At 42.1% G+C, this 11,266-nt stretch carries 11 protein-coding genes and 1 tRNA gene; 2 read left to right on the top strand and 10 right to left on the bottom strand.

What is annotated here, in order from left to right:
* Positions 1 to 215 precede the first annotated feature (215 nt).
* Entirely contained in the window at positions 216 to 1,115 is a 900-nt protein-coding gene (locus Q7O90_RS00790; protein ID WP_304126266.1) for a permease, read from the top strand.
* Between the two features lie 175 nt (positions 1,116 to 1,290).
* On the opposite strand, the gene Q7O90_RS00785 is transcribed toward Q7O90_RS00790, so the two are convergent.
* The 7 genes from Q7O90_RS00785 to prdC form a co-directional block, all read right to left on the bottom strand.
* Complete coding sequence (locus Q7O90_RS00785; RefSeq protein ID WP_304126265.1) at positions 1,291 to 1,878, bottom strand: flavodoxin family protein; 588 nt, start codon at positions 1,876 to 1,878, stop codon at positions 1,291 to 1,293.
* A 204-nt stretch (positions 1,879 to 2,082) separates the two neighbouring features.
* Positions 2,083 to 2,565 carry a glycine/sarcosine/betaine reductase component B subunit gene (locus Q7O90_RS00780; RefSeq protein ID WP_106057260.1) on the bottom strand — a complete coding sequence of 161 codons (483 nt, stop codon included), beginning with the start codon at positions 2,563 to 2,565 and terminating at the stop codon, positions 2,083 to 2,085.
* A gap of 12 nt (positions 2,566 to 2,577) precedes the next feature.
* Positions 2,578 to 3,345, bottom strand: coding sequence for a proline reductase cluster protein PrdD (gene prdD / locus Q7O90_RS00775; protein ID WP_304126262.1), 768 nt, complete (start codon positions 3,343 to 3,345; stop codon positions 2,578 to 2,580).
* Between the two features lie 177 nt (positions 3,346 to 3,522).
* Positions 3,523 to 4,248 (bottom strand): D-proline reductase (dithiol) protein PrdB, encoded by a 726-nt coding sequence (gene prdB, locus Q7O90_RS00770; RefSeq protein WP_304126260.1) that lies wholly within the window; start codon positions 4,246 to 4,248, stop codon positions 3,523 to 3,525.
* Between the two features lie 18 nt (positions 4,249 to 4,266).
* Complete coding sequence (locus Q7O90_RS00765; protein ID WP_297968747.1) at positions 4,267 to 4,536, bottom strand: CBO2463/CBO2479 domain-containing protein; 270 nt, start codon at positions 4,534 to 4,536, stop codon at positions 4,267 to 4,269.
* A 29-nt stretch (positions 4,537 to 4,565) separates the two neighbouring features.
* On the bottom strand, positions 4,566 to 6,425 hold the full coding sequence (gene prdA, locus Q7O90_RS00760; protein ID WP_304126258.1) for a D-proline reductase (dithiol) proprotein PrdA: 1,860 nt from the start codon (positions 6,423 to 6,425) through the stop codon (positions 4,566 to 4,568).
* A gap of 110 nt (positions 6,426 to 6,535) precedes the next feature.
* A complete protein-coding gene (gene prdC / locus Q7O90_RS00755) occupies positions 6,536 to 7,882 on the bottom strand; it encodes a proline reductase-associated electron transfer protein PrdC (protein WP_304126257.1) in 1,347 nt (448 codons plus the stop codon).
* A 467-nt stretch (positions 7,883 to 8,349) separates the two neighbouring features.
* On the opposite strand from prdC, the gene Q7O90_RS00750 reads away from it, so the two are divergent.
* Positions 8,350 to 9,390: a proline racemase family protein gene (locus Q7O90_RS00750; protein WP_304126255.1), complete on the top strand. Its 1,041-nt coding sequence runs from the start codon at positions 8,350 to 8,352 to the stop codon at positions 9,388 to 9,390.
* Between the two features lie 146 nt (positions 9,391 to 9,536).
* Here the strand turns inward: Q7O90_RS00750 and Q7O90_RS00745 are convergent, their stop codons facing one another.
* From Q7O90_RS00745 to Q7O90_RS00735, 3 genes are all read right to left on the bottom strand, one after another.
* Positions 9,537 to 9,959, bottom strand: a complete 423-nt coding sequence (locus tag Q7O90_RS00745) for a sugar transporter (protein ID WP_094234557.1) — start codon at positions 9,957 to 9,959, stop codon at positions 9,537 to 9,539.
* A 211-nt stretch (positions 9,960 to 10,170) separates the two neighbouring features.
* Positions 10,171 to 10,247, bottom strand: a tRNA-Arg gene (locus Q7O90_RS00740).
* Positions 10,248 to 10,314: 67 nt separating this feature from the next.
* The gene (locus Q7O90_RS00735; RefSeq protein WP_304126252.1) at positions 10,315 to 11,148 is read right to left on the bottom strand and encodes an SDR family NAD(P)-dependent oxidoreductase; all 834 of its coding nucleotides are present in this window, start codon (positions 11,146 to 11,148) and stop codon (positions 10,315 to 10,317) included.
* Positions 11,149 to 11,266: the final 118 nt, after the last annotated feature.

Here is an 11,266-nt window from a genome sequence, read left to right as displayed (position 1 = left end):
AATAAAAATTTAAAAATATTTTTCATTCAGTTAGTAAATTGTATCATAAAGTACCCTAAAATAGCTAAATATCAATATCTTCATAATAATAACATATTATCTCTATATTATTGACAAACATATATCAAACCAATATAATGAACTCAAGAACAGACGATCGGGAGTCTGTAGGAATTATCTTTTTTACATCGTTTTTTAAACGTATGGAGGTTATTATGTTATATGCACTAAAAGGTCTATGCGTGATCGGAATGGTTCTCTGTATCTCGCTAACACTACTAAAGGTAAAAGCTAACCTAGCAACAGAAGAAGGTAAGGCTGAATGGGCTGAGCAGAAGAAATTTGCTATTTGGAATGCCATGGTTGGTGTCGTTGCTAACTTCTTCGATACACTAGGAATCGGTTCATACGCTACATCTTGCGCACTCTTTAAGATTAGAGGATCTATCAAGGATATTTACATCCCTGGAACTCTAAACGTTGGAGATACTCTCCCTGTACTTCTAGAAGCATTCCTATTCTTTGGATTCGTTGATATTGATACTCTAACACTTGTATCCATGCTTGTCGCAGCTGTACTAGGTGCATTCGTAGGAGCTGGATTCGTTACAAAGTGGGATCAGCACAAGGTTCGTATCGGAATGTGCGTTGGTCTACTTATCCTAGGAACTGTAATGGCTTGCAAGACTGCTAACATTGGACCTTTCGGACTAGTTGGAACTGCAACTGCTCTTCACGGAGCTAAGCTGGTAATCGCTGTAGTTATTAACTTCTTCCTAGGCGCACTTATGAATATCGGTGTAGGTCTATATGCTCCTTGCTTAGCACTTATCTCCGTTCTCGGAATGAACATTGGAGCTGCATTCCCAATTATGATGGGATCTTGCGCATACCTAATGGCATTTGGTAATGGACCTAAGTTCATCAAGGAAAACAGATTCGACATGGTTTGCACACTTTGCCAGATGGTGGGTGGTGTAGTTGGTGTTTGCATCGCATACTTCCTAGTAAAGAAGATGCCAATAGATGTACTTCTTAAGGTTGTTATCGTAGTCGTATACTTCACAGCATTCATGTTTGGTAAGGATGCTCTTGCTGATAGGAAGAAAGCTTAATTAGTAAGCACAATAAGAAATTACAAAAGGTCTCCAGATGGAGACCTTTTTTATATACTTAATATTATTACCTGCCAATCTTTAGGATCTATCATCTGTCATCTTTCAGCTTCGTACTCACTCAATTACAGCATTTCTGTATCTACTAATTTCTGTATCACAGAACCTTTTATATCTACGCTCCCCTAAATTCACGCACCTTCTCAAGGATAGGGAGAATCGCCCCATGATCAATTCCGTCATAGCCATTTTCAAATCTTTCCTTTGCATTTTGAACTTGATCATCACGGACTGGAACAAATATCTTTTCCCCCATAGCTTTGAGTGCAATCTTGTCTGCGCTCTTGCAATCTTTTGAATTATATTTTCCTGGAAGCATATAAAAACAATCATCTGGCAAATGTTTACAACCATTAAGTCCCTTTACAAAGGTTCTATACTCATCAGTCGGCTCAATAATACCCGTTGCAAATACGATTAGGTTATTGTTATCTATACCAAAATTTGATAGGTTTGCACGAAGCATATTAAAGCGTGTTATCTCACCACCTCTAATCCAGCTGCCAAATATTATATTTTTATACATCGAAGTATACCCTAGCTTAGCACGTGAATATTTCATCACGTCGCAGTCCAGTGCTTCTGCTATCCATTCTGCATACTTCTCTGTGGCACCATTGCTAGAATTATAGATTAGTATAGTGTCTGAATTCTCTGATTGTGCAGCACGCCTCTTTGCCGCCTGTCTATTTGGATTTCTCATATGACTCATATTATGGCGGTATAGCCATTTACGAAGTATCGGCTCCCGCTTTATCTCCTTCTCCTCATATTAGTCTTATAAATAGTCTGTTACTAATCAACTGTACAGCCCTTTATTATTATTCATAACTATAAAACAAGAGATGTCGGAATTGTCCGTCATCCCTTGTCGCTATTATATCATATTAGTGATAACCACGTCTTACTATCTATTTTTGAGTTCTTTTTCCTTCATGCGTATTTTCAGAATCATAAGTGCCTTCTTAACATCGTCCGCTGTCATGTTGTTCTCACCAACAATGTTAGATTCAAGACCCTCTGGATTCTTATTAATATCTACGATGTTATTCTGTAAATACTCATTCTCAACTACGAAAGTAGCCATCGTTCCGCTGAAGTTGAGTCCGGACATTGGAATGCCCATCTCTCCGAGCTCCTCAACGCAGTTCGTATAGTCTACGTCGCTGTTTCCCCATCCATCGGATGTAAGGATTACCCCATCAGCTCTCATCCCTTCTGCCATAATTGCAGCGCGTTTGCTGTTTCTGAGTTTCTCCTTGTTATCATCAGACGTACCAAATAGTAGAACTCCCATTAGATCAATACCCGAATCCGAACCGACGATATCTACTAATGGATCTCTAAAGTGATGTAAGCTTGTTTCTTTTGTTGAAGGACCAATTCCCATATCAGCACCTCCTTACTGCATTGAACGGATAGCACCGTCTCTGTACTCATTTGGAGTTAAGAAGACAGGCATATTGTTCATCTCTATAATAGAACGTCCACCATGAGCGCCGGATGGCTCATCTGGGAACAGATATGTGTCGTACATAGCGCCCTGACCAGCAACCTGCCTGATAATTAGCACCTTTTTCTGCCCTGGCCTTGCGATGTCATGGTACTCATGACGCTCTGTAGCTTTATTTCCGTCAAATTTCTTCATCAGCTCTCTGTATATCTGAATAAATTCATCACAAGCCTGATGAGCTTCTAGGCAGCCGTGTCTTTCCTGTCCCATATCCTTTTTAAAGGTAACATCAAAGGAGATAATATAGTCATCTTCACCTGGTGTACCAGCTCTGCCAAGAACTAACTGTTCGCTAAGCTTACCTTCTGAAGATCCAAACTCGTGTGTCTGCTTACCTTCAGTATCAACACCAGTAAGCATCACATATACACCTGTTAATGTATGAGTTATACCTTCTCCACATTTTCCTAGCACCTTTGCCGATATAGGGATGATATCCATGATAGTATTAGTCCATCTATCATGATCTCTCGGCTTAATTACCTGAATATCTATATTATCAAGTGTTTCATATTTTTCAAGAAGTGATGGGATAATATCTTTGGATACGGTCATCACACCGTTATACCCAACGCTATTGTGGTCACCCATCTCAACCTCATTCATATGAAAAGCCTTAATGACAAGTCTTCTCAAATCAATTTCCTGTACACTCATATGCATACCTCAATACTTTAGCTTCTGTAAAATATAATTAATAAATACTAGCCTGTTCGATCATTCTCATTTGGTAGGTGGCAAAATATGTTAAGAATTTCTCGAACATACTTTAGAAAAAAGGGGCAGATATAAATCTGCCCCGTCTTCGTTTCCGATGTCCTATTTAATTTAGAACTAGATTACAGCGTGATACTCGTAAGGTAGTGGAACGATCTTTCCTGGAGTCTCGATTGTCTCGAGAAGCTCTAGAGTAGCCTTTACGATAGCTGTCTGCATCTCTACGTCGTTAGGAGCACCTGCGTTAGCGCCCATAGGTACGATAGGAGCAGCTGCACGTGGAGATCCAGCCTGTCTTACAACTGGTGGAAGTGCCGCGATAATTACTGTAGGAATTCCTGCTTCCTCGATTGCTCTCTGCACGATTGTTGCAGAGCGGTGGCAAGTTCCTCATCCAGCTGTTAGGATTGCAGCATCTGCGCCTTCATCCTTAAGCATCTGAGCAATTTCTGGACCTGTCTCGTTAGTGAACTTTTCGATGTTTCCACCACCACCCATGAATCCAGCATGTGTAGGTGCACAAGCCTTGATGAAGCCTTCTTCTCTTAGCTCGTGAAGTCTGTCGATAGGGAACATGCAGTTGATGTCCTTATTTACGTCAGAGTTATCGTATCCACCGTGTGTTACCATTAGCTCGCTTGATGGAACATCATCTGGAACCTTTCTCCAAGTGAAGTCTCCAGCGAGGTTAAATCTCTTATCTGTCTTTACGTGTACACCTGCAGCAGTAGCAAGAGCAACTGTCATCTCATTGAGAGGCTTAGTTACTGGTGTAAATACTGACTTAGGTGTAATAGGAACAAATATTTCAGATTGTAAGCCTTTTACAACTGTCATACTCATTTGTCTTTTCCTCCTTAGTTATTTGTGCTTTTCAGCGTATTCAGCACGACGTCTGTTTAGAATGTCGATATTACTTACGTACTTCTCGTTAACTTCTGGTCCTTCTTGTTCTATGAAGCTCATATTCCAAGCGACCGTCTGTCCGACCTTTAGCGGATAATCAGAGATTACCATTCTCATAGGCACCTTGAGTTCACCTAATCGACCTTTAATGTCTACGCAGATTCCCCCGTCATGAACCTCTGTAATGACTCCCTCAACTTTGATTATCTTATCTCCGTAATTCATCTGTAATATCTACCTTTCGTAAGCAAAGATTAGTCGTACTTTTCCTTTCTCTTCTCACTGATTGGAAGTGACTGCTCGTTCTCTACTAGATCAATCTTATTGCCAGTAGCCTTCTCGATGAGCTCAACGTTGTTGTTCTTAACGTTTACGTTGTATGATCTCTCTGGAGCCTTAATCTCTTCACCAGCCATCTTAGCCTTCAGCATAGCAAGTCCACGGATAGCATCCTCTGTGCAGAGAGTGTTGCAAGCGAGAACCTCGTTCTCAATTCCGGACATGGACTTGTTGTTGTCTACCATTGCGTCGCAGTACTTGTTTCCTGTTACGAGAGCACCCTGTACAGCACAGAATGAGAATCCAACAACTGGAATTCCTCTCTTACCAATCTGCTCGATGTGGGAAGTGAAGTCAACGTGGTTATTTCCGAATCCTTCTGTTGTAACGAATGCACCGTCAACGCCCATGGACTCAACCATCTGACCAAGTCTTCTGGATACGTAGAACTTGTCGGAGTTAGCCTGAGGTGATCCAACGAAGATAACGCCTACTACGTCGATATCCTCATCGTGTACAGCCTCAACAACTAGTGGCTCTCTCCAGTAGTGTCTGGACATTTCCTTTGAAGCAGGTCCGATACAAGTTAAAGCGTGGATGCAGCCATCGAGTACCTCGAGTGGGTTAGCCATTACTGGAACGTTACCTAGGTCAACGTTTGGCTTAGCTCCAAGTACGCCTACAGGATCGTTAGGGAATAGGAAGTTGTCGTGCATAGCACCCTGTCCCATGATTTCCTTAACAATAACAACCTTCTTCTTTCCAGGGTGTCTTGTCTGCTTAAGTGTCTGCTCCTCAGATGGAGTAACATCCTTAAGGTCTCTCTTCATAGCTTCTCTAATTTCAGAAACTACGTGGTCTACAGCAGTGTGAACTGCGATAGGTCCTGGTCTTTCCATGTTCTTCAGGTTGTCGATAACAGCGTGAGCAACGATCATGATCTCACCCTTATCAACAGCACCTGGACGACCCCACATCATGTTCTCGTCGATGTAACCTTCGGATGAACCGAACTCACCAACCTGAACACCTTCTTCTGTAACACCAGTTACAACCATTACAACGCCATCGAGAACCTTTGTTACGCCCTCACCAAGACCCATATCGGAGTCTTCCTTTGTAGCGATTGGCTGGATGTCCATTACTGTCTCTGTGTATACGTGGTAATTATCTGGTGTGATTAGGCTAAGCTCTAGGGACTGAACAAGCTTCTGCTCTGCTGCACCCTCTGTAGCTGCGCTCTTACGAACGTAGAGTGTATCTCCCTCAATCTTAGTCTCGTCTCCAAGAACAACCTTGTTGATCTTGTAGTGCTTTCTTGTCATCTCTCTTAGAACAGTTTCAGTGTGCTCTTCAACTGGAGCTGCTGCTACTGCTGGAGCTGCTGTTGCTACTGCCTGAGCTGGAGCTACAACGCCGCCACCAAGTCCTGCTGGGAGCTCGATGTCGATGTTCTTTCCCTCTCCGATGTGTAGCTTAATTGTTCCTGCTGCTGCTACTGCTGGAGCTACTGGAGCTGCTACTGCAGCTGGAGCCTCCTCAGCCTCAGCAACTGGTGCCTCTTCCTCTGCAACCTCATCAGCATCGTACTTATCAACGATATCTGCTGTGATTGGAGTTAAAGAATCAACAGTTTTAGTTAGTTTCGATCCGTTTAGTACCTGACCGAGCTTGAGAGCTCCATCGATATTCAGCAGACCAGAATCAATTAGATCTGGGAAAATTGCTGGATCTTCGAAGTTAGCTGGCTCAAGAACAGTTCCCTCTTCTGCTCTGCAGCATAGTACCGCTGGGTCGTTCGCATGTTGTTTAGCTGTTTCAGCTGTGATTGACATATCGATCTTCCTCCTTGAAAATATTGCCTTTGCAAATGCAAAATTTTATATATTTATTCCGTCAGTGCTCCATGCGATCGGGCACATGAAGCGCTCGGATTAAATATCAACTAGTTGTTCTCAACGTTATCTACTACGTTAAGATCCTGATCAACCTGCTTAGAAACTCTTAAAGTTCTGTATAGTGGATGATCAACAGCTCTCATGATGTGGTCTGTCTGGTGTAGAACCTTAAGTCCCATCTTAGGACCAGAAGCCATTACAGTGTTCGAACAGTCGGAGCAGTTTCCGATAATTATGTACTCACACTTATCCTTCTTGAACTGTAGGTTGTTTGATACCTGACCTGGGCAGATTCCTGGTCTCTCGCACTTTCTTGTGCCGTTAGGCATCTCCTGTGCCTGCTTGCAGTAGCAAAGCGAAACTTCTTTCGCATTGTACTTCTTGCAAAGCTCCTGCATTCTCTCATAGTTGCCACCACATGCGCATACTAGGATACCCATGTTAGCTCCATGTAAATCTAGGAACGGCATCGATACTAGGATCGCTCCAGTTGTCTTAGTGATAGGAGCTTCTAGTGTAGTCGACTTACCAGTGAACGCACCACCCATTACGATTTCGCCATACTCACCATCGATTCCGCCAGCTCTCTCAATTAGAGAAGCAACGCTTGTTCCTACTGGAACGTCCATGAATACGTGAGCATCGTGTCCACCGTTGAGCTTACCTCTTACTGTTAGGTGCTTTAGGAAAGATGGCTTTCTCTCATCTACAGCCTCAGCTACTCTAGCGCAAGTCTCACTATTGATAACAACAGACTTTGCAGCTGATGGAAGCTGGCTTGGCTCTAGCTCGATTCCGAGACATTCTCTAACTACAGCTCTTTCTTCACCCATTGGGTAAATGTCTGCTAGAAGATGTCTTGTGATGTTTGGCTCATCCTTTAGACATTCGTCAAGGATTTCAACAGCCTTACGATTCTTCTTCTTAATAGCAATAATTGCCTTATCTGCTCCAGAGATTTCCATACAGAGCTTAACTCCGCGGATAACCTTCTCTGGCTCTTCCTCTATCTGCTGAATGTTGTGCTTTAGTCCAGGCTCACACTCAGAAGCATTTACAAGGATGTAACCACCATCCTCAAAATGAGCATCTAGCTTAACTGCAGTAGGGAATCCAGCTCCGCCCATTCCTACAACTCCAGCAGCCCTAACCATCTCAAGAGGAGTTCCTTCTTCGATAGGAACGAACTCGTCCTTCTGCTCTTCATCAGGCTTAATAACAATCATCTCGTCTGTTATTTCTTCAACAACGCCGTAAGCGCTAGAGAAGATATTTGCGCCGAGACCTGTTGGTTCTGCAATGAGGGTTCCCTTCTTAACTTTGTCACCAACTTTAACAATTGGAGCACAAGGTTTACCTACATGCTGTCTCAACAAAATCTGCAAATTTTCCATGACACAGTCTCTCCTTAAATATTTTTGACTCTACAAATCATTAATGCGTATCGTTCGAAAAGCCACACAAATAAAGGTAATGCGCACTCTTTTCTAGATTGATGATAACATAACGATTTATTTATTTCAATGATAATTGTTAGATTATCTATTGAGTTTTTCAATAGATAATCTTCTGTCATATCTCATCCTTTGTTATACAATATCTGCTTTTTTGACCACATATTTTAATCATTAATTTCTATCGATACCAAAACTTTATTGAATTTTCTTGATAATCAATTCACAACATTTTCGTTAAAACAAGATGATTTCAGTGCATTTGAACTAATGCTCATACTATCCGTGTATTAATTTTAGTAATATGCATTTGTTATATTATTGACTTTTAATATTTACTGCTCTATAGTTTACTTAGGTGGCAATTATTTATTTTTATACTTATGTAACCTAAGGAGGTACATGATATGGCACTAACTGCTAAGATTGATTACAAGAAGTATACTGATGCTATCAGAACTATCGAGGCTCACACTGAAGGTGAGTACTGCAGAGTAGCTCTTGATTGCCCAGAGACAGAAGGTAACACAATGATCGAGAGAAAGCACTATCTCGAAGAGCATTATGATTATGTAAGAACTGCTCTTATGTTCGAGCCTCGTGGACACCACGACATGTTCGGTGCTTTCGTTGTAGAGCCTTGCAACAAAGAAGCTGATTTCGGTGTATTCTTCATGGATGGAGGCGGATACCTCAACATGTGCGGTCACTGCACAATTGGTGTTGTAACTGCAATTCTTGAAGGTGGTCTAATGGAGATGAAGGAGCCTCAGACAGAGGTTATTCTAGAAGCTCCTGCTGGTATTATTAAGACAGTTGCTGACGTTAAAGACGGAAAGGTTACTGGCGTAACTCTAACTAACGTTCCTTCATTCAGATATAAGAAGGATCTTCACATTGAGTTCGAAGGCAAAGATGTTGTATACGACATTTGCTTCGGTGGTTCTTTCTTCGCTCTAGTTGATACAGAGAAGAACTTTGGTATCAAGGTTGGTCCTGACACAGCTGGTTTCCTAACAAGATTCTCAAGTTTCATGCTTCAGAAGGTTAACGAGACTGTTTCTGTTCAGCACCCAGAGCTAGACATCACATCTGTTGACCTAGTTGAGAACTACTCAACAACTGATACTCCAGATGCTGACCTACGCAACCTCGTAGTATTCGGTGACCCTGCAGATCCTCAGCTAGATAGATCCCCATGCGGAACCGGTACATCAGCTAAGATGTCCCTACTCCATGCACTTGGTGAGCTTCCAGTTGGTAAGGAGTTCGTTTATGAGTCATTCATCGGAACTAAGTTCTACGGCATGATTCAGAGCGAGACAAAGGTTGGCGAATTCGATGCAATCGTTCCTCAGGTTAGAGGCGGTGGCTACCTCTGCGGAGAAGCTACCTGGTTCATCGATCCAGACGATGCTCTAGGAAAGGGTTTCGTAGTTCCTAAATAGTATATAAATATGATTTATACTCATAAAAAATACGGGCTGTCAAAATGTCAGCCCGTATTTTTTTCATTCCTTTATTAAAATAAAGAGCCAGGCTTAGCCTGGCTCAAAGGAGTTGATCAATCTATCTATGCGGTAAAATAGTGGTTCTAAACTGGGAATTCGATTGCGATGTCTTTGCCCTCCCCGATATAGAGCTTAACAACACCGCCGACAACTGACATATTAACGTTCTGTACTTGTCCACCAATTGAGGGTTCTGTTAGTGCGCCTGCTTCTGCTACTTCTTCAGTCTCTTCAGCAGCCTCATCAACTTCTTCGTCGTATTTATCAACAATGTCCGGAGTAATAGGAGTTAGGGAATCAACGGTCTTGGTTAACTTAGATCCGTTGAGCACCTGTCCTAGCTTGAGCGCTCCATCTATGTTGAGTAGTCCAGTATCAATTAGATCAGGAAAAATTGCCGGATCTTCAAAGTTTGCCGGAGTTAGTTCAGTTCCCTCCTCTGCTCTGCAGCAAAGAACCGCAGGATCATTCTTGTGCGCTTGCGCTGTTTCAGCTGTAATTGACATTACATACACCTCCATAAATTTTCATTTTCGTTACGTTAAAGAGGTTACCACCTACGGCATTTAATCTCAATAGATTTGCCTATAGGTAAAATCTATTTGAAGATGTTCTATTATTATAGGTTTGAAATTGAAATAATCAATATCAAATCGAATGGTATTGCATCTACAAAAAGCAAAATACTGCAACTCAGCTGAGTTGCAGTATTTTGTGTGGTGCGCCCACAGGGACTCGAACCCCGAACCTTCACATTCGTAGTGTGACGCTCTATCCAATTGCGCTATAGGCGCTCAAAGCACTATAACAATTTAACATGGTATAGTGCTGTTGTCAAGTAAATTCAATGGTCTTACAAGCTTATCTTTCAATTTTACTCTTTTGACTGCGTGCCAATATGCCGAGTACTATCTCTCTTGGTACAAACTTTGAAGCAATTGCAGCTGCTTTGACCATCATATTAGGAACTATGATAATCTTGCCCTTATCCGCTTCGTCTATGCAATACGATACACATTCACGCGCAGATATTCCCCTAAGCGAAAATTTCACGTTTGCAACATCGTTGAACTCGGTATTTACCGGTCCTGGGCAGAGCGCATGAACCTGGGCGCGGCTACCGAGGAGTTTCAGTTCTTCTGCAAGTGCATTTGTAAGAGATACGACATAGGATTTGGTCGCATAGTACGTCGCCATATAAGGTCCTCCTGGCATAAGTCCGGCAACAGACCCTACGTTGATGATATGTCCATAATCCCGCTCTATAAAATGCGGCATCATCTGATGTGCGATGTAGTGAAGAGTCTTAACATTGACATCAATCATATTTAAATCATTCGAAATATCGCTCTTATCAAATCTTCCCACCGCTCCGAAACCAGCATTATTGATGAGTATGTCTAAAGGCATCTCGTGCTTTGATTTGAGATGTGAAATAAGGTTCTCGCATTCATTTAAATCTGATAAATCCGCTGTTATACACTCACACTCTACGCGGTAATCGCTTGCGAGTTCCTGACCAATGTCAACGAGCCTATCCTCTCTTCTTGCAACCAAGATAATTGAATATCCTTCGGCTGCAAGCTGGCGTGCAAACTCCGCACCTATACCAGAGCTAGCACCAGTTACGCAAGCTAGTCCGCTGGACGGCTTATCGCACTTCTTATTGGGAATGCTAATGGTCTGCACATTCATTAGAATCTATTTCTCCTATTATTCTTGTATAGCAACATAAAATAGTAAATGCATAGAGCAAATAAAATTCCGCCGAGCACAACGCTTATTATGCGAATCATAGTAGCACCTTCTTTCG

Source organism: Mogibacterium diversum (assembly GCF_938028775.1).
Taxonomy (GTDB): domain Bacteria; phylum Bacillota; class Clostridia; order Peptostreptococcales; family Anaerovoracaceae; genus Mogibacterium; species Mogibacterium diversum_A.
Note: the sequence above shows the minus strand (reverse complement) of the source record. Positions and strands in the feature narration are given on the sequence as shown.

Coding starts and splice junctions, on each gene's coding strand:
- Q7O90_RS00790 (WP_304126266.1), top strand. CDS start 216: ATGTTATATGCACTAAAAGGTCTATGCGTGATCGGAATGGTTCTCTGT.
- Q7O90_RS00785 (WP_304126265.1), bottom strand. CDS start 1,878: ATGAGAAATCCAAATAGACAGGCGGCAAAGAGGCGTGCTGCACAATCA.
- Q7O90_RS00780 (WP_106057260.1), bottom strand. CDS start 2,565: ATGGGAATTGGTCCTTCAACAAAAGAAACAAGCTTACATCACTTTAGA.
- prdD (WP_304126262.1), bottom strand. CDS start 3,345: ATGAGTGTACAGGAAATTGATTTGAGAAGACTTGTCATTAAGGCTTTT.
- Q7O90_RS00765 (WP_297968747.1), bottom strand. CDS start 4,536: ATGAATTACGGAGATAAGATAATCAAAGTTGAGGGAGTCATTACAGAG.
- prdA (WP_304126258.1), bottom strand. CDS start 6,425: ATGTCAATCACAGCTGAAACAGCTAAACAACATGCGAACGACCCAGCG.
- prdC (WP_304126257.1), bottom strand. CDS start 7,882: ATGGAAAATTTGCAGATTTTGTTGAGACAGCATGTAGGTAAACCTTGT.
- Q7O90_RS00750 (WP_304126255.1), top strand. CDS start 8,350: ATGGCACTAACTGCTAAGATTGATTACAAGAAGTATACTGATGCTATC.
- Q7O90_RS00745 (WP_094234557.1), bottom strand. CDS start 9,959: ATGTCAATTACAGCTGAAACAGCGCAAGCGCACAAGAATGATCCTGCG.
- Q7O90_RS00735 (WP_304126252.1), bottom strand. CDS start 11,148: ATGAATGTGCAGACCATTAGCATTCCCAATAAGAAGTGCGATAAGCCG.